The sequence below is a fragment of the Kitasatospora sp. NPDC098652 genome (genome assembly GCF_044760155.1).
Lineage (GTDB): Bacteria > Actinomycetota > Actinomycetes > Streptomycetales > Streptomycetaceae > Kitasatospora.
The window spans coordinates 155417-173878 of record NZ_JBIWAQ010000012.1; the positions used below are offsets into that span (position 1 = coordinate 155417).

General features: G+C 73.1%; 20 protein-coding genes. 8 read left to right on the forward strand and 12 right to left on the reverse strand.

Features of this window, described 5'->3' with window-relative positions; genetic code table 11:
• Positions 1 to 228: 228 nt before the first annotated feature.
• Positions 229 to 801, reverse strand: a complete 573-nt coding sequence (locus tag ACIQWA_RS25170; RefSeq protein ID WP_402486037.1) for a DUF2017 domain-containing protein — start codon at positions 799 to 801, stop codon at positions 229 to 231.
• 96 nt (positions 802 to 897) lie between these two features.
• Positions 898 to 1191, reverse strand: a complete 294-nt coding sequence (clpS, locus tag ACIQWA_RS25175) for an ATP-dependent Clp protease adapter ClpS (RefSeq protein WP_030284071.1) — start codon at positions 1189 to 1191, stop codon at positions 898 to 900.
• Positions 1192 to 1331: 140 nt separating this feature from the next.
• Between clpS and ACIQWA_RS25180 the strand changes: the two genes are divergently transcribed.
• Together ACIQWA_RS25180 and ACIQWA_RS25185 are read left to right on the forward strand one after the other, a co-directional pair.
• Entirely contained in the window at positions 1332 to 2657 is a 1326-nt protein-coding gene (locus ACIQWA_RS25180; RefSeq protein WP_402486040.1) for a nicotinate phosphoribosyltransferase, read from the forward strand.
• A 205-nt stretch (positions 2658 to 2862) separates the two neighbouring features.
• Complete coding sequence (locus ACIQWA_RS25185; RefSeq protein ID WP_402486043.1) at positions 2863 to 3456, forward strand: isochorismatase family protein; 594 nt, start codon at positions 2863 to 2865, stop codon at positions 3454 to 3456.
• Positions 3457 to 3562: 106 nt separating this feature from the next.
• Here ACIQWA_RS25185 and ACIQWA_RS25190 read toward each other — a convergent pair whose 3' ends face one another.
• A complete protein-coding gene (locus tag ACIQWA_RS25190) occupies positions 3563 to 4576 on the reverse strand; it encodes a hypothetical protein (RefSeq protein WP_402486046.1) in 1014 nt (337 codons plus the stop codon).
• 294 nt (positions 4577 to 4870) lie between these two features.
• Between ACIQWA_RS25190 and ACIQWA_RS25195 the strand changes: the two genes are divergently transcribed.
• Together ACIQWA_RS25195 and ACIQWA_RS25200 are read left to right on the forward strand one after the other, a co-directional pair.
• Positions 4871 to 5644, forward strand: a complete 774-nt coding sequence (locus ACIQWA_RS25195; RefSeq protein ID WP_402486048.1) for a hypothetical protein — start codon at positions 4871 to 4873, stop codon at positions 5642 to 5644.
• A gap of 517 nt (positions 5645 to 6161) precedes the next feature.
• Complete coding sequence (locus ACIQWA_RS25200) at positions 6162 to 6602, forward strand: hypothetical protein (protein ID WP_360238986.1); 441 nt, start codon at positions 6162 to 6164, stop codon at positions 6600 to 6602.
• Positions 6603 to 6617: 15 nt separating this feature from the next.
• Here the strand turns inward: ACIQWA_RS25200 and ACIQWA_RS25205 are convergent, their stop codons facing one another.
• Positions 6618 to 7232: a DinB family protein gene (locus tag ACIQWA_RS25205; protein ID WP_402486052.1), complete on the reverse strand. Its 615-nt coding sequence runs from the start codon at positions 7230 to 7232 to the stop codon at positions 6618 to 6620.
• Between the two features lie 109 nt (positions 7233 to 7341).
• Positions 7342 to 7725: a helix-turn-helix domain-containing protein gene (locus ACIQWA_RS25210; RefSeq protein WP_360238992.1), complete on the reverse strand. Its 384-nt coding sequence runs from the start codon at positions 7723 to 7725 to the stop codon at positions 7342 to 7344.
• A gap of 147 nt (positions 7726 to 7872) precedes the next feature.
• On the opposite strand from ACIQWA_RS25210, the gene ACIQWA_RS25215 reads away from it, so the two are divergent.
• A complete protein-coding gene (locus tag ACIQWA_RS25215; RefSeq protein WP_402486054.1) occupies positions 7873 to 8538 on the forward strand; it encodes an NAD(P)-dependent oxidoreductase in 666 nt (221 codons plus the stop codon).
• 54 nt (positions 8539 to 8592) lie between these two features.
• Positions 8593 to 9156, forward strand: a complete 564-nt coding sequence (locus ACIQWA_RS25220) for a GNAT family protein (protein WP_360238998.1) — start codon at positions 8593 to 8595, stop codon at positions 9154 to 9156.
• On the opposite strand, the gene mycP is transcribed toward ACIQWA_RS25220, so the two are convergent.
• The 4 genes from mycP to ACIQWA_RS25240 all read right to left on the reverse strand — a co-directional run bounded on the left by mycP (position 9150) and on the right by ACIQWA_RS25240 (position 13103).
• Complete coding sequence (mycP, locus tag ACIQWA_RS25225; protein ID WP_402486058.1) at positions 9150 to 10265, reverse strand: type VII secretion-associated serine protease mycosin; 1116 nt, start codon at positions 10263 to 10265, stop codon at positions 9150 to 9152. The genes ACIQWA_RS25220 and mycP overlap by 7 nt on opposite strands.
• A 166-nt stretch (positions 10266 to 10431) precedes the next feature.
• On the reverse strand, positions 10432 to 11838 hold the full coding sequence (locus ACIQWA_RS25230; RefSeq protein ID WP_402486061.1) for a hypothetical protein: 1407 nt from the start codon (positions 11836 to 11838) through the stop codon (positions 10432 to 10434).
• A 29-nt stretch (positions 11839 to 11867) separates the two neighbouring features.
• Positions 11868 to 12308, reverse strand: coding sequence for a hypothetical protein (locus ACIQWA_RS25235; protein ID WP_402486064.1), 441 nt, complete (start codon positions 12306 to 12308; stop codon positions 11868 to 11870).
• Between the two features lie 96 nt (positions 12309 to 12404).
• Positions 12405 to 13103, reverse strand: a complete 699-nt coding sequence (locus ACIQWA_RS25240; protein ID WP_402486067.1) for an endonuclease V — start codon at positions 13101 to 13103, stop codon at positions 12405 to 12407.
• A 202-nt stretch (positions 13104 to 13305) separates the two neighbouring features.
• Here ACIQWA_RS25240 and ACIQWA_RS25245 point away from each other — a divergent pair, with 202 nt between their 5' ends.
• Positions 13306 to 13554, forward strand: coding sequence for a hypothetical protein (locus tag ACIQWA_RS25245; RefSeq protein ID WP_402486069.1), 249 nt, complete (start codon positions 13306 to 13308; stop codon positions 13552 to 13554).
• Between the two features lie 34 nt (positions 13555 to 13588).
• Here ACIQWA_RS25245 and ACIQWA_RS25250 read toward each other — a convergent pair whose 3' ends face one another.
• Complete coding sequence (locus ACIQWA_RS25250; RefSeq protein ID WP_402486072.1) at positions 13589 to 14296, reverse strand: RDD family protein; 708 nt, start codon at positions 14294 to 14296, stop codon at positions 13589 to 13591.
• Positions 14297 to 14427: 131 nt separating this feature from the next.
• Positions 14428 to 15897: an RDD family protein gene (locus ACIQWA_RS25255; RefSeq protein ID WP_402486074.1), complete on the reverse strand. Its 1470-nt coding sequence runs from the start codon at positions 15895 to 15897 to the stop codon at positions 14428 to 14430.
• A gap of 486 nt (positions 15898 to 16383) precedes the next feature.
• Here ACIQWA_RS25255 and ACIQWA_RS25260 point away from each other — a divergent pair, with 486 nt between their 5' ends.
• Complete coding sequence (locus ACIQWA_RS25260; RefSeq protein ID WP_402486077.1) at positions 16384 to 16800, forward strand: SsgA family sporulation/cell division regulator; 417 nt, start codon at positions 16384 to 16386, stop codon at positions 16798 to 16800.
• A 104-nt stretch (positions 16801 to 16904) separates the two neighbouring features.
• Here the strand turns inward: ACIQWA_RS25260 and ACIQWA_RS25265 are convergent, their stop codons facing one another.
• Complete coding sequence (locus tag ACIQWA_RS25265) at positions 16905 to 18305, reverse strand: glycosyltransferase 87 family protein (protein ID WP_402486080.1); 1401 nt, start codon at positions 18303 to 18305, stop codon at positions 16905 to 16907.
• Between the last annotated feature and the right edge of the window lie 157 nt (positions 18306 to 18462).

Below are 18462 nucleotides of genomic sequence, written 5' to 3' on the forward strand. Positions count from 1 at the left end.
ACCACGCCCGATCCGGATACCGGTGTTCATCTGAGCGATATTTGAGCATGCCCTGCTAGGTTTTGCCCGATTTATGCGAAAATGCCCCGGCCGCTCGTCCACATACTGGACGGAACGGCCGGGGCTTGCCCGAAAGCGGGCAGGATCGCCGGGCGGAGCGGAGGAAATCGCTCCACGGTCGGTCGGCGATCGCCTCTCCACGGCCAGGCGGCGATCGCCTTTCCACGGTCAGTCGGTGATCGCCTCCAGCAGCGACTCCTGGAGCGCCCCGAGCCAGAGGTAGGCCATCACCAGCGGCTTGCGCTCGTCGCCGTCCGGCAGTCCGTAGAGGCCCTGTTCGTCCTCCTCGGTGATCTCCAGCCGCGCCCCGAGGGTCAGCCGCAGGTCGTTGAGCGCACCCAGCCAGTGCAGGCAGTCGGGGGCCGCCAGCTTGAGCACCCCGCCACCGCCGAGGCCGTCCAGCGACCGGACCACCGCCAGCGCGTCGTCCCGCTTGCGGGCCCGCAGGTCGAGCTCGGTGTAGCGGCGGAACTCGGCGGAGGCGGCCTGCGCCTCGGTGTCGGCCGGCGCGGCCGGGTCGCCGTAGGCGTCCGGGAACAGCCGGGCCAACGCCGGGTCGGCGGGCGCCTCGCTCGGCCCCTCGGCGAACAGCGCCGCCAGCGGATCGTCGCTCTCCCCGCCCGGGCCGGGGCCGATCAGCTCCAGCATCTGCACTTCCAGCGAGCGCAGGATGGAGGCCTCCACCTCGTCCAGCGCGATCGCCGCGCCACCATCGCCGGTGCTCTCGAACAACCCAGCCATCTGTATCGGTCAGCCCGTCTTCGTCGTCTTCGGCCGCACCGCCGGGGAGGCGGGCGGTCAGTCGGTCGCCCGGTCGGTCGGGCGCCGGAGGGGAGGTCAGTCGTGCTGCAGCGTCGCCCACAGGCCGTAGCCGTGCATCGCCTGGACGTCCCGCTCCATCTCCTCGCGGGAGCCGCTGGAGACCACTGCCCGACCCTTGGTGTGCACGTCCATCATCAGCTTCCGGGCCTTGTCCTTCGGGTAGCCGAAGTAGGCCTGGAAGACGTACTGGACGTAGCTCATGAGGTTGACCGGGTCGTTGTGCACGATGGTCACCCAGGGCGTGTCCGGCTCCGTCACCGGCTGTCCTTCGACCTCCGGGCGCTCGATCTCCACGGGCGCGACACTCACCGGCAGGCCTCCTCGTTGCACACTCGTCCGTGACTCCTCACGCCCCATGCTGCCATCCGGGGGACACCCGGGCGATTCCGCCCCGGGTCGGGTCGAGAGAAATCGTCACTCTGACGCTAAGTGGTAGTAGCATCATCCTCATGGACGCCACATCAGTGCGCGCGGCCGGCTCGACCGCGCTGCTCACCGACCGCTACGAGCTCACCATGCTGCAGGCCGCCCTGCGCAGCGGGGCCGCGCACCGCCGCTCCGTCTTCGAGGTGTTCACCCGACGCCTCCCCAGCGGCCGCCGCTACGGCGTGATGGCCGGCACCGGCCGGGTGCTGGACGCCGTCGAGAACTTCCGCTTCGACACCGCCCAGCTGGACTGGCTGTCCGAGCAGGGCGTCGTGGACGAGGACACCCTGCGGTTCCTGGCCGACTACCGCTTCCGCGGCGACATCCACGGCTACCCCGAGGGCGAGGTCTACTTCCCCGGCTCGCCGCTGCTCACCGTCGAGGGCAGCTTCGCCGAGACGGTGATCCTGGAGACGGTCATCCTCTCCATCCTCAACTTCGACTCCGCCGTCGCGGCGGCCGCCTCCCGGATGACCGCCGCGGCCGGCGGCCGACCGGTGATCGAACTGGGCGCCCGCCGGGCCCACGAGCAGGCCGCCGTCGCCGCCGCCCGGGCCGCCTACGTGGCCGGCTTCGCCGCCACCTCGGACCTGGAGGCGGGCTACCTGCACGGCATCCCCACCACCGGCACCTCCGCACACGCCTTCACCCTGGTGCACGACAGCGAACGCGACGCCTTCCGGGCCCAGATCGAGTCGATGGGCCGGGGCACCACCCTGCTGATCGACACCTTCGACCTGCACGAGGCCGTCCGCACCGCCGTCGAGGTGGCCGGGCCCGAACTCGGCGCGGTCCGGATCGACTCCGGCGACCTCATCCTGGCCGCCCACCGGGTCCGCCGTCAGCTCGACGAGCTCGGCGCCGAGAAGACCCGGATCATCGTCACCTCGGACCTCGACGAGTACGCCATCGCCGCCCTCGCCGCCGCCCCGGTGGACGGCTACGGGGTCGGCACCAGCCTGGTCACCGGCAGCGGCCACCCGACCTGCGCCATGGTCTACAAGCTGGTCGCCCGCGCCCGGACCCCGGACGGCCCGCTCGTCCCGGTCGCCAAGCGCGCGGCCGGCGGCAAGACCAGCATCGGCGGCCGCAAGTGGGCCGCCCGCCGACCCGACGCCGAGGGCGTCGCCGAGGCCGAGGTGGTCGGTACCGGACCGGTCCCGGAGGAACTGCGGCCCCACCTCGTCCAGGTGCCGCTGGTGCTGGCCGGCGAGACCGTCGGCCGCGAGCCGCTGACCGCCGCCCGCGACCGGCACGTCCGGGCCCGGGCCGCGCTGCCCCTGTCGGCCACCCAGCTGTCCAAGGGCGACCCGGTCATCCCCACCGAGCTGATCGACCGACCGACCTGATCGGCTGCCCGAGCTGATCGACTGCCCGTCTTCGGGCTCCGGCCCGTGGGCCGGAGCCCGAAGACGGGCCCCAAGCCTTCCGCCGCCGCGCGCCACTCCCTAGAGTCAGCCGTAGAGTTCCCCTGGAGTTCCTCCCCGGCCGTCCGGCGTTCGCGAGGAACCCGCCACCGGGGCGCACCCGCCCCCACATCCGAGGATGCGAGCCATGCACCGGGCACTGATCGTCGTCGACGTGCAGAACGACTTCTGCGAGGGCGGCAGCCTGGCCGTCGCGGGCGGCGCCGAGGTGGCCGCCGCCATCACCGACCTGATCGCCGAGTCCTCCGCCGGCTACCACCACATCCTCGCCACCCGCGACCACCACATCGACCCGGGCGCGCACTTCTCCGCCGAGCCGGACTACGTCTCCAGCTGGCCGGTGCACTGCGTGGCCGGGACCGAAGGCGTGGGCTTCCACCCCAACTTCGCGCCCGCGGTGATCTCCGGCGCGGTCGAGGCGGTCTTCGACAAGGGCGCCTACTCGGCGGCCTACAGCGGCTTCGAGGGGCTGGACGAGAACAACCGCGGCCCGGTGGAGTGGCTGCGCGAACGGCAGGTCGACGAGATCGACGTGGTCGGCATCGCCACCGACCACTGCGTCCGGGCCACCGCCCTGGACGCCGCCCGGGCCGGTTTCACCACCCGGGTGCTGCTCGACCTCACCGCCGGGGTGGCGCCGGAGACCACCGCCGCGGCGCTGGCGGAGCTGGAGGCGGCCGGGGTCGAGCTGGTCGGCGTGCCGGTGGTCCGGCCGGCGTGAGGCGGGCGTACTGAACCGGGCGTACTGGGCCCGGCGTACTGAGCCCGGCCGCTGGGCCCGGCCCGGGCCCGATCGGGGCCCAGGGGGCCGGGTGCGCGGCCGGTGCTCAGACCACCATCAGCTCCACCACGTCCGTCCCGCCCGCCCGGTAGGCCTCGCGCAGCTCGCCGCCGACCGCCTCCGGATCCGCGGCCAGCCGGGCGCCGGAGACGTACACCACCCGGATCCCCAGGTACTCCATCCGGTGCTGGCCGCCGCGCACCCAGGCGGCCTCGCCCTCGCTGACACAGCGCAGGTCCGAGTCCACCTCCACCGCGACGCCCTGCTCCGGCCAGTAGAGGTCCGGGACACCGATGTAGGTGCCGCCGCGCATCCGCAGCTCCGGGGCGACCAGCGGGGCGGGCAGCAGCCACTCGTCCACCAGCCGGTCGACCTGCTCCAGCACGAAGTCCCGTTCGGCGGCGAGGAGTTCGTCCAGCGCGGCGCGCACCCGGGGCTCCCCGGTCAGCCCCGACTCGATCAGCTCGGCGGCCAACTCCCGTACCGTGCAACGGTTCTCCGGGCGGGCGACGGCCTCCCGGAGCACCTCGCGCACCGGCACCGGGGCGTCCACCGGGAGCCCGTCCGCCGTCCACTCGACCAGCGCGTCGGAGACCGCCCGGGCCACCGGCGCGCAGGCCAGGCCGTGCACCGAGCGGGCCACCAACTCCCGTTCGGTGCGCCGGATCCGCACCTCGCCGGCGTCCTTGAGCCGACGCTGGCGGGGCACCAGGACGTCCACCCCGGTCACCGCGGGCAGCCGGGGCACGGCGGCGAAGCCGTACAGCGCCAGCGCGGCCGCCCCGGTGATCACCGCGCCCTCCCGGCGGCCCTCCTCCCGACCGTTCTGCGCCGCGTACAGCAGCGCGGCCCACATCCGCTGCTCCGGGGTGGGCTCGCCGGACTGGAGCAGGTAGACCCTGGGCAGCAGCCGCTGCCAGGGGCCGCCGTGGCGGCAGTGCTCGGTGATGACCCGGGCCGGCACGCCCCGGGCGCGCAGCTGGCTCGCGGTGACGACGTTCTGCTGACGCTTCGCCAGCTCCTCCAGGGACGGCGGCGGCGAGGGGATCCGGTAGTTCATGCGCGCCCCTCGACGAATCGCTCACTACGTTCGCTCATGCGCCCACCATCCCCAACCGCCACGCCCCCCGTGCCACTGCCTGACGCACTGTTACTCAACCGTCGCGAAACCGGGACCAGCCTGCACTAAAGTCCTCATACCCTCACTCATTTGGAGTAAATGACGTTCATATGGCTATCGGGTTTGATCGAAAAGGATCACCCACCTGGCCGTCTGACCCAGAGTGATCAAGGGCATACGGCGAGGGACCCCCGGGGCGTCAAACGCGCTTCCGGGATTGCCTAGGCTTACGTCATGTCACGTGACGAGACCGCCGGCCTCCGCGCGGCCCAGCTCCGCCTCGGCCGTCTGCCCGGGTACGTCCGCCGCCCGGATCCGGCCCGCCGCAGCGGCGAGAAGGGCCATACGTACAAGAAGGGCTGGGAGGTCCGCTTCACCGCCCGGAGCGAGGCCGAGATAGCAGAGATCCGCGACCTCGTGGTCGCCGCCGGGTTCGCCCCGGCCAGACCCTTCTTCAAGGGCCACCAGCTCATCCAGCCGGTCTACGGCATGGCCGCCGTCCAGGCCTACCTGGCCGCTAGACAGGCGGCCGAGGAACACGCCGAGCGGGTCGAGCTCGGGCGCCGACGACGGGCGGCGGGGGCGCGCACGGGCGCGACGCACGCCGGAGGGGCGCACGCCGCCGGGCAGCACGCCGTCGGCCACGCGGCGAACGGGCATCCGGCAGGCGGACACCCGGCGAACGGACATCAGGCCAACGGACACCAGGTCGGCGGGCATCCGGCGGGCGCACACGCCGCAGCCGGTCACCCCTCGGCCGCGCACGCCGCAGCCGGTCACCCCTCGGCCGCGCACGCCACCTCCGCGCACGCCACCGCCGCGCCCGGCACCCACCGGTGCGAGCGCGAGGCGGCCGCCGCCGGCGCGGCCGCTGCTGCCGCGGCAGCGGCCGCGACGGCCGCCCAGCTGGCCCGGCGCCGGGCCGTCGAGTCCTTCCCCGCCCAGGTCGAGCGCGGCAACACCGCCGACGACCTGACCGCCCCCACGGAGGCCCGACCGAACCCCTGACCGGGCGGCACCTCCCCGCCCCGATCCGCGCCCCGGTCGCCGCAGGCCGCCGGGGCGCTTTCGACGCACCCGCCGCCACCCGGCCCGGCGCAACCCCCCGTCGTGAGTGCGGTTGCGCAGACGGTTGTGCGGTCCCGGCTTCGCGCCCTGGGCGTGGACGCCGGACCCGGCAGGCCCTACGGTGGCACCTCAACTGCCGTGCGACCCCTGCCGTCCCGTACCACCTGACCAGCTACGACACGCTCGCACCCACGTCCCCCGCAGCACTGTGCAGCACTCCCTCCCGACCGGGCCCCGGCGGCCCCGGTCGACCCACCACCGGCCCTCGATCGGCCCGCCACCGGCCTCCACCGACAGTACCGCCGCCGCGCCGCACCGCCCGTCACCGGATCCGGACGCGCCGCAGCGGGTTCCAGGCATTCCATCGGATTGGTCACCCAGCGCACCGAGGGCCTACCGTAGAGTGAGCACAGATGATCGACCATCAGAAACCCATCTCCCCTTCCGAGAAGACGAGATGACCAACCGTCACACGAGCGCCGCCGAGCCACCCCCGGGGTCCGGCGAACCGGAGGACGTACCGCTGGAGTTCGCGGCCTTCTGCGAACTCCACCGCCCCCGGTACCTCAGCTACGCCCGGGTGTGGCTGACCGAGCACGCCGACGCGGCCACCGCCGTCCAGCAGGCGTTCGCCGAAATCGCCGTTCAGTGGCGGGAGTTGCTCACCAGCCCCAACCCGACCGCGCTCGCCTGGCAGATCCTGCGCGGCACCGTCGCCGAACACACCCCGCAGGAGACCCCCGTCCCCGACCGCCACCCCGCCGACGACGACCTGGCGATCCTGCACTACGTCGTCGGCCTCGCCGCCCCCGAGATCGCCGACGTCATCGGCACCGACACCGCCAGCGTCGCCGGCCGGCTCCGGCGCACCATGCTCCGCGAGGCCTCCGGCTGGTGAACCGCGGCGACCGGGTCAGACCCGCTCGCCCGTCACGTCGAACAGGTGGTGCACCGGGTCGTGGATCAGGTAGCGGGCGAAGGACTCGACAGTGAAGCGCGCCCCGTCGCTACGGCTCCCGGTCCGACCCCACTGCTCCCCCGACACCGCCCCGAACGCCGCCGCCAACGCCTCCGCGGCCTCCGCCAGCTCCCCGGACACCACCTCCGGCCGCTGCTCCCGGTAGCGCTCGGCGACCGCCGTCTCGTCCTGGTCCCAGTTCGCGAAGAGCGGGCCGTCCTGGTCGAGCATCAGGTCCAGCCGGACCAGGAACAGCCGGAAGACGTCCCGGACGTGGCAGGCGTACTCCAGGTCCGACCACACCCCCGGGGCCGGCCGACGGCGCAGCCCATCCTCGTCCTTCGTCAGCACCGCCAGCCAGGCCGCGGCGTTCGCCCGGACCATCGCGGCGACGTCCGTCGGGGCCACCGCCGGAGTGTCCAACCCGCAGTCGGGGCAGGCGCGTTCGAGCACCCAGGTCCAGTCCTTGGTGTCGGGGACGAGGGCGTCGGGGACGAGGGTGCCGGTGGGGCTCGCGTCGGCGGGGTTCGCGTCGGTGGGGTTCGCGAGGTGTTGGTCAGAAGTGCTCATGGGCCCAGCATGGCCGCCCCGCACCCCGCCCCACCAGCGGCAATGCCGCCAGCGACCGCCGAAATGCTGCCAGCCCCGGCGCGCTCGGATCAGCCGCTGGCGAGCCGGATCAGCCCCCGGCGCGCTCGTACTCCAGCCGGGCCGCCAGCAGGCTGCCCAGGTTCTCCCGGCTCCACGCGCACACCGCGTCCATCGGCCCCAGCAGCGTCCGCCCCAACGGCGTCAGCGCGTACTCGACCCGCGGCGGATTCTCCGCGTACTCGGTCCGGACCACCGCGCCGTCCTGCTCCATCGACCGCAGCGACTCCGTCAGCACCTTCGCCGTGATGCCCGCCAACGGCACCCGCAGCTCCGAGAACCGGCGCGGCCCGCCCTCCAGACAACGGATGATCCGCCAGGCCCACTTGCGGCTGCCCAGCACCGGCACCGACTGCACCGTGCAGTCGGCCGGGAAGAAGTCCGCCGGCAACGGCGCCGGCCCCGTCTGCGTCATGCCCCGACCGTACCCGCCGGGCCGGCTCCGCGGCAGCCCGTCCCCGGCCGTCGGCGCCGGTTCCGTTGAAGTAACCGGCACCCCCCGGTCTACCGTCACTGCACCGGCGAGCCCCAACGGCCCGCCACCGACCCGACGGAGGCCCCCATGACCACCACCACGCCCCGGCAGCAGCACCGCGCGGACATCATCGTCTACGGCGCGGGCGGGCAGGTCGGCCGCGCCGTGATCACCGAGGCCCGCCGCCGAGGCCTCACCGTCACCGCCGCCGTCCGCGACCCCGAGCGCCACGCCGACCTCGCCCGCGAGGGCGTCACCCTGGTGCGCTGCGACGTCACCGACCCGGCCGCGGTCGCCGCCACCGCCCCCGGACACCCCGCCGCCGTCAGCTCCGTCTACACCCCCGACGTCCCGTCCACCGAGTTCTACCGCGCCGCCACCAGCGCCCTCGTCGACGGCCTCGGCCGCGCCGGCGTCCCGCGGCTGCTCAGTGTCGGCGTCGCCACCACCCTGCAGACCGCCCCCGGCGTCGCCGTCCACGACGACCCCGCGTTCCCCGAGGCCCACCGCACCTTCTCCCTCGGCCACTCCGCCGCCCTCGACCTGCTCCACGCCTCCCCCGCCACCCTCGACTGGGTCGTCGTCACCCCGCCCATGGACCTCGACCGCACCGCCCCCGGCACCGGCCGCTACCGGGTCGGCGGCCCCCACGTCCTCGGCCCCCGGATCGCCCAGGCCGACCTGGCCCTCGCCCTCGTCGACGAACTCACCACCCCCACCCACCACCGGCAGCAGATCGCCGTCGCCGAATAGGCCCCGCACCGAAAATCCCGGCACGAACCGGCCCCGCCGGGCATCCTGGGCAGCATGGCCACGGACCTCTCAGCCCTCGCGGTGAAACCCACCCTGCACGGCCCCACCATCCGCCTCGTTCCCCTGGCGGCCCGGCACACCGACCCACTGTGGGCGCACTGCACCGACCAGGGGACCAACCGCCTCACCGGCACCCGCACCGCCTTCACCCGCGACCAGATCGCCCAGTGGTGCGCCACCCGCGCCGACCGGCCCGACCGGCTCGACCTCGCCGTCGAGGACCCGACCACCGGCCGCTTCCTCGGCGACACCGCCCTCACCAACGTCGACCCGGACAACAACTCCGCCGACTACCGGATCGCTCTCACCCCCGACAGCGTCGGCCGCGGCATCGGCACCGAGACCACCATCCTGGTCCTCCGCCACGCCTTCGCCACCGTCGGCCTCCACCGCGTCCACCTCGACGTCTTCGAGTACAACGAACGCGCCGCCCGCGCCTACACCAAGGCCGGCTTCGTCCTCGAAGGCCGCGCCCGCCAGGCTCACCACTGGGACGGCCGCTACTGGGACGTCCTCCACATGGCCGCCCTACGCGACGACTGGCTCAGCACTCACTGACGCCTCCGCCGTCGCACCACCAGCCCCGCCACCACCGCGGCCCCCACCACCACCACGACCCCGGCGACGACCACCGGGCCGGTGACGTCGCTGCCACCTGACGTGGCCTCGGGCACCACGGGCGCCACGGACGGCGCGTCCGTGGCGTCACTGTCATCGTCGACCGGTGGCGCTCCCTTCGACTCCGGCCGGCTGACCAGCGGGTTCGCCTTCGGCCCGTTGTCCACCGCGGGGTTCGGCTCCAGCGCCTTCGCGGGGTCGAGAAGCCCGTAGCCGTAGTGACTGTTGGGCACCACCGTCCCGTTGGCGGGAGGCGTGGCCGACTTGATCAACCGGTTGATCACCTGCCCGGCGGACAGGTCCGGATACTTGGACCGGATGAGCGCGGCGGTTGCGGAGACGTACGCAGCAGCATCGGACGTGCCGCTGCCGGATCCGTAGCTCGTCGGAGACTTCGCTGCGGCGTGGTAGATCCCCACGCCAGGTGCGACGAGCGTGGTCTCGGGGCCGGAGGTGGACTTCTCCCACACGGCGCCCTTGTTGTCCGCCGCCCCCACAGCCACGACTCCAGGGAAGGCGGCGGGATAGTTGACATCCATGGCCATCCCGGTGTTACCCGCGGCGGCTACCAGGACTACATCCTTGGAGACGGCGTAGCTGACGGCTTTCCGCAGCACCGAGTCGAAGCGGTAGTTCCCTCCGAGGGAGACATTGACGACCTTTGCGCCATGGTCTGCCGCGTAACGGATCGCATCCGCGAACCCGTGTCCCTGAGGAGCGCTGCCGTCGCCGTCGGTCCCGACCCTCAGTGGGAGGATCTTCGCCTTCGGAGCCAAGCCCATGACACCCGCGTCCGTGCCGTGCCCGTGCCCCGCGATCAGGCTCGCCATTCCCGTGCCATGACCGTCAGTGTCAATGCGCCCGTCAGTGTTGCCACCCGAGAAGTCCGCCCCCGGAAGTACCTGTCCTACGAGGTCCTGATGATCTTGATTTACGCCGGTGTCGATCACACCGACGACGACTCCGTCGCCCTGGCTGACCGCCCAAATCTTCGTGGTGGCTTCGAGAGTCTGTAGCGGCCACTGCTGATCCCTGATCTGATCGGCCAACACTGCCTGTGTCGTAGTGCCCCAGACCAATGCACTGGCGGCAAGGACCACCGTATTTCGCGCCAACCAGCGGCTTGCCACTCCTGGTCACCCCACTCAACGAGGCATCCCGCAGATCACCGACCTGCGGGATGCGATCAGATCACCCGTCCGTTGCGGACCGGCCTCATTTCACCACGTTCGGATTGGCCGGCTTGTCCGACGCCCAGGTCTCCTCGTCCTCAACGAGGTAATCCGGACGCTTGCCGTCCTTTCCGCGGTCCTTCTTCCGGCCATGCGTTTCACCCATCGGGACGCCTGGAGACATAACCCCAGGACTGCGGGCACCAGGTTCAACACCCATTCGGTTTCGAACCCCCAAGCCGGATCCACCTTCTGTGAAGGCCTGCGTACCGCGTGCCCCGAGAATAGGCGGCGCTGTCTCCCGGACCACACCGCCTGGCCGGGCCAGCGACCCACCCGTTGGCTGGGCTCCGGCCCTTCCTCGGCCTCCGGCGCCGATGCCCGGGTGGACCTCGCCACCAATGCCACCAACAACCCGGCCCCCACGGGAACCTGGCCCGTCCGGGGGCATTGTGCCCGCGGGAAATCCCTTGCCCGCGGTACCGGGCCCGATCGGGGCGCCCTGCATCTGGGGGCCCACAGGATTGATCAACGTCTGCCCGCCGCTGGTCGGCCCACCCATGGGACTCGTGGGAGGCGCCATGCCCAGCCCCGACGTCTGCGTCCCTGAGGTGACGGGACTCGGCACGCTCCCGTTCGGACGGGACATCGGAGTGCCCGAAATGCCCTCCCCGGGACCACGGCCTGCCGGAGTTGATGGCTTCGATACAGCCTGTGCCGTGCCTCCCTTGATCCCGGAATCGGTCGGAACGGCCGCACTCCTGGACGGGGATCCGGCCGCAAGCGGAGGCGGCGAGGATTTGGGCCGCTGCGGCGCGGCAGCAGTCGACCGGGGCAGTGTTCCACCAGTCCCGAATGAGGTCCCCGAAACCACTGCGGCAGCCGCGGCCGCCGCCCCGCTCGGGTCATTCGAGGATCCCTTGTCAGGGTCTTCCCACTTGCTCGGCTGCTTGACTCCGGGCAGTGACGGAGCCTTCAAGGCCGGGGTCGCGATGCGGTAGTGCATGGCGAGGGTCTGCATGACGGCCGCCGCTTCGGCCTTCTTCTGGTCCGTGAGCTGGATGTGGTCGTCCTCGCTGCTGAAGAAGTCCCCGACCTTGTCCTTGAACTGGTCCCAGGTGCCCGGCTCCTCGGGCATGGTGCGCTTGGCCGTCGCCATCGCCTCGGACATGTTGTGCAGCGTGTTGGCCGCGTCGTTGGCGTACGCGGCGGCCTCGTTGATGTTGGCGGCGAGGGTCAGCATCGAGGTGTGGAAGGAGTCGCTGGTGGTGCCCTCCCAGGTGGTGGCCGCCTCGGTGCTCACGTTGGTGAGGGTCTTGCGGATCTCCTTGAGCGTGGTCGCCGCCTTGCGCCACGGGTCGCCGGCGGCCATCACCGCGCCCGGGTCGAGGGCCTGTGCCATCTTGCGGAGATCGGCATGGCTGTACTTGGTGAAGTCGGTGTAGGTCACGGGTGGTTCACCTCCGGTCGGGCGGTCGGTCAGATGGTGGCGTTGCCGCGCTGGGACGGGACCTGGTTGGCCTGGTAGGCGACCTCGCTGCTGGCCGAGGGGGCGGCCACGGACCAACCGTCACCGGACAGCTTGAGCTTCTTGCCCACGTGCTGGTCCTGCTCCTCGTAGTTGGTCGCGGTCAGCTCGGCGTTGCGCTGGGCGTCGTTGATGGCGTCCTGGAGCTGGTTCAGCACGTCCCGCAGCGCGTCCCGCATGGTGCTGTAGCGGCCGTGGATCTCGGTCGCCTCCGCGAAGGTGCCGAAGGCGGTCTTGCCGATGCCGCTGCGCCCGTGGGTGGTGCTGCCGTTGGCGTCCTTCTCGAACTCCTTCAACAGCAGCCGCACCTGCCCGGCGAACGTGCGCAGTTGCTCGACCTCGACGCGGTAGCCCTGGTTGGCCCCGCCGGTCGAGCCGGTCCCTGTTCCCATTGCGGCGCCCCCCGTGCGTCCGTTCCTGGCCTTCGGGGCCCGGGCCCCGGTGTCTCATGTCTAACACACCGGGTCGGAACCCCGCCCGGTGCACGGTCAGTTCGAGGGCGTCCTGGTGTGCAGGGCTTCGGCGAGGGCGCGGCGGCAGAGGGAGTCGGCGTGCCGGGTGGTCTCGGGTTGCCGGTAGCGGCGGGCGAGGTCGAGGGTGGTGCGGACGGCGGTGTCGAGGCCGATGCGGTGGCCGACGGAGACGTAGACGGGTTTGACGCCGGGCTGGGTGCGCACCGCGCGGCCGACCTCTTCGCCGGTGGCGGGGTCGGTGAGCGGGGTCCAGGAGCCGCGGGCCGCCTCGGGGTCGTGGTGGTCGAAGGTGAAGGGGGTCTTGGCGACGCCGAGGGTGCGCAGTCCGGTGAGGACGCCGAGGTGGCTGGCGAGGCCGAGGCGGCGGGGGTGGGCGAGGCCGTAGCCGTCGCAGACGACGGTGTCGGGGGTGCGGGTGAGGGCGGCCAGCGCGTCGAGGACGGCGGGGAGTTCGCGGAAGGCGAGCAGTCCGGGGACGTAGGGGAAGGCGATCCGGCCGACGGCGGTGGCTTCCTCGACGACGTCCAGGGTGTCCCGGTCGAGGAGGACGGCCGCGGCGGCGACGAGGTCGTGGTCGTCGTCGTAGGCGACGTCGACTCCGGCGATGAGCCGGCCGGGGGTGCCGTGGTCCTGGGCCCGGACGAGCGGCCGCAGTCGTTCCTGTTCGGCGAGCGCCTGGGCCTCGGTGGTGGGCCAGTCGGCGGGGATGGGCACGGTCGGTTCCCCCGGGTCTGCGTGGTGTCGGACGGGTCCCACCGTACCGAGGGGTGCGGACGACCCCGGGGTGAGCCCGTGCGCCCCCTGTGCCCCCGACCTCGCGGGCTAGCCTGGTCGTGCTGAACTCCCTTGCCGGGTACGACTTCTGGCACCGGCATCATTCCCGCCCGTTTCCCCCGACGTGCGAAGGACCCCCGCCATGCCACGTCCGTCCGCTGCCCAGCTCTGCCTCGGCTCGTTCACCGTCGTCGCCACCACAGTGGCGCTGCTGGCCGTTTCGGGCGCCGCGGGCGTCCTGGAGGTCGCGGTGCTGGTGGGGTTCGCGCTGGCGCTCGGCACCGTGGTGACGGTGCTCTCGATGTCGGTGTCCGCCCGTTCGGCCGCGGTCGGCGACCGGTCCGGGGCCTCCGCGGCCGCCGCCGGGCGCGAGTACGCCCGGCAGCGCTGATCCGCCGCCGGGCGCCGTCCTCCCGCTTTCGCGGTCAGATCTCGGTGGTGACCACCACGGTCTTCGCGGCCTTGTCGTGGAGGCACTGCCGGTAGGGCTTGTCGACGACGCCGAACAGGCCGTCGATGACCCACCACAGGGCGGCGCAGCAGAGCACCGCCGGGAGGATGAAGACGGCGGCCCGGGTCCACGCGGCGGACTGGGTCGGCGAGTTGCCGTCGATCAGCATGGCGACGCGGATCTTCACGGCCTTCTTGCCGAGGGTCTGGCCGTCCCGGCTGAGCATCAGCGCCTCGTAGACGAGGTAGACGGCGCAGCCGAGCCAGAAGGCCTCGGTGGTGCCCTCGCGGGTGCTGAGGTCGACGAAGGGGCCGATGACGAGGACGCCGATGGCCTGCATCAGGACGTAGTCGATGAGGCGGGCGATGATCCGCTTGGGCCAGGTGCCGATCGGCGGCATCCCGGGGACGGGTCCGCCGCTGGGGGTGCCGTACGGGGCGGAGTCGGGGCCGTGGCCGGACGGGGGCTGGTCGTAGGGCTGCCCGCCGTAGGGGTTCTGACCGGGGGTCGGCCCGCCGTAGCTGCCCTGGTAGGCGCCGGGGCCCTCCCCGGGGGCACCGGACGGGGCGGGGCGTGGCGGTTCGCCGTCCGGCGTGCCGCCGCCCGGGGTGGGGGGCTGCTTGTCGAAGGAGGGCTGACCGCCCCCCTCCGGCTGGGGGCCTGAGGGGTCGTGGGTGCTCATCCCCCGAGTAGAACATCGCAGATTCTCGGCTTTTGGGACATTTTGTCCGTTTTGCTGCCGCGCACCCGAGAGTGGACCGGAGGGTGGACCGGAGGGGACCAGCGGGTGGGCCCGGGACCGCAACGGCCGCCTCAGCTGCGGACCACCCGGGTCCGGGCCGCCCGGTCCTGCCAGCCACGCCGGGCCGGGCGGTCGAACACCGGCCAGACCAGGCCGAGCAGCAGCACCGTGCCGAGCTGGCGGACGAGCCACCGCAGCAGCGAGCGGCCGAGGCTCGGTCTGGTCCGTCCACCGGAGGCGCCGGCGTCCACGACCCGGATCCGGGCCAGCCGCTTGCCGAAGGTCTGGCCGGTCCGGGCGATCGGCAGCACCTCGTAGACGAGGCTGACGAACACCAGGATTCCGACCAGGGCGGCGAGCTTGCCCAGCACCACGTCGTCGACCAGCCAGACCTGCACGTGGCGGCGGGCGAGGGAGCTGGCCATCCTGGCCTGGTCGACCTTCTGCTGGAGGTGGTCGGAGACCGAGCTGCCGAGCGGGATCCCGGCCGCGACGGCGACCACCAGCAGCACCGCGGTGTCCACCACCCGGGCCACCAGCCGCCGACCCAGCCCGGCGGGCACCGGTGGTGCCGGGGGTGCCGACCGGCGGCGGACGGCGGACTCCCGGGCCGGCCGCGTCACCGGCAACGCGGCGGCGGCAGGGACAGCAGCGGGGACAGGCACGGGCACCGGGGCGGGAGCCGGCACCGGCACCGGCACCGGCACCGGCACCGCGGACGCCGCCGTACGAACCGGCGCCACCCCGGGCTCGGCGGCCACCTCGGCCGTCACCTGGGCCACCCCCTCGACCGCCACCTCGGCGGTCGGCGCCGTCACCTCGCGGACCGGGCCCGTCACGGCGGGCGCGACGGCCACCGCCGCTTCCACGGCAACCGCAGCGCGCTCCCCCTCCGCGCGCCCCTCTTCCTCCTCGAGCGCCCCCGGAAGCACCCCCCAGGACACCCAACGTGGCGCCCCACCGGTCTCCATCAGGCCCCGCTGCGCACGCGGATCGGCCTGCCAACCCGAGGCACCGGCAGCAGCGGCGGCAGCGGCCTCGGCGGCCCCGCCCACCCCGGGACCCTCCTCCGACGCGGGCTCGACGGTCCGGAACACCGGCCCGCCGATCACCTCGGCGACCCGCGGCCCGACCACGAAGGACGCCCCGCCCGTGGTCTGGTCGAGGTACACCGGCCCGGTGTCCCCCGCCCCCTGAGCCTCCCGCGCGGGCGACACCGGCACAGGCACAGGCACGGACGCCGGCACCGGCACGACCACCGGCACCGGCGACTCCGACCGCGCCAGCGGCACCGGCACCACCGGCGGCGGCACCGCCCGCGCGGCCGCGGTGCCAGGGCCGGGGGCGGGGCCGGGCCGCCGGGTGGCGTACCGGGGCGGCTGCAGCACCTCGCCCTCGACGGGGGCGGGCCGGCTGGTGCCCGGCACCCAGGCCGAGCCGCCCCAGTAACGGACGAACCCGGGGATGGACGGGTCGGGGTAGTAGCCGGGCTCGGGTGCGACGGCCGGGTCGCCGTCGGCGGCGAAGGGGCGGTCCGCCATGGGGGTCTTCTCTCCTGTCGGGCCTTGACGAGGGCCGTTGAGGGGCGGGCCTCGGCAGATCCAAAGTCGGCAGATCCAAAGATCGGAACGTGGTCGGAACCGGGTAGGTCCGAGCACAGGGCCACGCCGCCGCCCGCACACGCCCGCGTACGCCCGGGGGCGTACGGGGCGCTCGGGGCGTGGGGGCACCCCCGAAGGCGGACAGTCGCCGGACAGTCACAAAGGGTAGTACCTCGCCGGAGCCCCGAGGGAAAACCGACGATTCCCCGGACAGTGGAGGCCCGCCCGGGGTAAGGGCCCACCCGGGGCGCGAGCCCGCCCCACCCGCCACACCCCCGCCCGCACGCCCAGCGGCCCCACCGCCCCGCCCCCCAAAACTTCCCGAAGAAATCCCGGAAACGCGTGTAAGACCCGGCGCGAACCGCCCTCTCAAAGGTCACAGGGCCCGGAACCGGGCACGAACCGAAGGCAGAGAGGAAGACGATCATGGACCGCCCCGTCAGCGTCGTGGAGCACGAGCTGGAGCTGAACCTGGTGCTCTCCCCGGAGCACAGCGTCCCCGTCCTGGCCCGGCTGACCTACGGCAGCCACGACCCGTACGCCGTGTACATCACCTTCCACCTGGACACCGGCTCCCCGGTGACCTGGGTGTTCGCCCGCGAGCTGCTGGTCGAGGGCACCTTCCGCCCGTGCGGCCAGGGCGACGTGCGGATCTGGCCGACCCGTTCGGGCCGGCGCAGCGTGCTGTGCATGGCGCTGAGCTCCCCGGCCGGGGACGCGCTGCTGGAGGCGCCGCTGCCGGTCGTCGCGGCCTGGCTGGAGCGGGCGCACCGGCTGGTGCCGCCGGGCAGTGAGCTGGCCGCCCTCGACATGGACGGCTCGCTCGCCGAGCTGCTCGCGTAGGCGTGCGGGAGGTACGGGACGGGCGAGGCGTACGGGTCGTGCGCCGCAGCGTGCACTGGGCCGTCCAGCAGCACCGGCACAGCAGCGACGGCGCCCCCGTCGGCTCAGCGGGCCGCGGGGGCCTGCTGACGACCGCGGGTGGCGTCCGGGCCGCCGCCGTCGCGCTGTCCGGGCAGCCGGACCAGCGGGGCGCCGGCGGAGCGCCGCCGTGCCCTTATCCGGATGGCGGCGGCGAGCAGGAAGCAGAGGCCGACCCACGGATAGATCGAGGTCGGCAGCTGGTTCAGCGGTGACATGTGGAGCACGGCCGCGCCGACCGGCTTGGCGGCCCACATCGCGAAGGACAGGAAGGCCAGCAGGGTGGCCCAGAACGCGGCCCGCCAGCGCAGTCGGCGGACGCCGGCCGGGCGGGCGCGCTCGACGGAGGCCTCGGCGGCGAGCAGGACGAGCACCGGCACGCACCAGACCCAGTGGTGGGTCCAGCTGATCGGCGAGATCAGCACGGCCGTCACGGCGGTGACGCAGAAGCCCCAGGCCTCGGCCCGGGGCAGCCAGCGGCCGCTGCGGACGGCCCAGGCGGCGACGGCGAGGCCGACCACCGCGGCCAGGCCCGCCCCGAGGGTGGCGAGGAAGCCGGGGTCGGCGCTGTGCAGCAGGCGGGCGAAGGCCCCGCGCAGCGACTGGTTGTCGACGATCTCGGTCTTGCCCACCCGGGAGGAGTCGTAGAGGTACTTGGTCCAGAAGCCCCAGGTGGCGTCGGGGAGGAAGAGCGCGCCGATCAGGAAGGTGCCGAGGAAGGTGAGGGCGGCGGTGAAGGCGGCCCGGACCCGGCCGGTGACCAGCAGGTAGACGGCGAACAGGCCGGGAGTGAGCTTGATGCCGGCGGCGATGCCGATCGCGATGCCCTTGCTGCGGTGGGCGTCGGACCGGGTGAGGTCCCAGAGGATCAGGCAGCCGAGCGCGAGGTTGATCTGGCCGTACCGGAGCGTGGTGAAGACGGGTTCGAGCCAGACGCCGAGGCCGGTGATCAGGACCACGCCGATCGGCCGGAGTTCGCGGCGCGGCCAGCCGACCAGCTTGAAGGACAGGTGGGCCATCAGCGCGAGCAGCCCGAGGTTGCCGAGAGTGATCACCACGCGGAGGACGGGGATCGGCAGCCAGGTGGTCGGGACGAACAGCATGGCCGCGAACGGGGGGTACGTCGCGGGGAGGTTCCACTCGGTGACGCGCAGCGCGTAGAGGTCGGTGCCGTTGGCGACGGCGGCGCCCTCGGCCCGGTAGACGATCATGTCGACCATCGAGGTGTGGACGAAGTGGCGGACCACTGCGTACACGACCAGCGACAGCAGTGCCACGGACGAGGCGATCAGCATCGGGCGGCGGGGGGCCTCACGCAGTGCGCGCACGGGGGCACCGAGCGCGACGCGCAGCCGGTCGGACAGGGGAACGGGCGACGGGGCGGGTACCGTCCGCACCGGGCTGCGCTCGTCTTGCACCGCTGTCACTGTCCACTCCGTCCACCGCTCGGCCAACCAGCGACGATACCGGATGCGACCCATCCCGTCCTGGGCGCGATCAACTACTCACAGTGACGAAAGGGCCCCGGCCGACCGTGCTCGGCTGCGGGCTGAGCACGGGCGTCCGGGGCGACTCAGGGGGCCG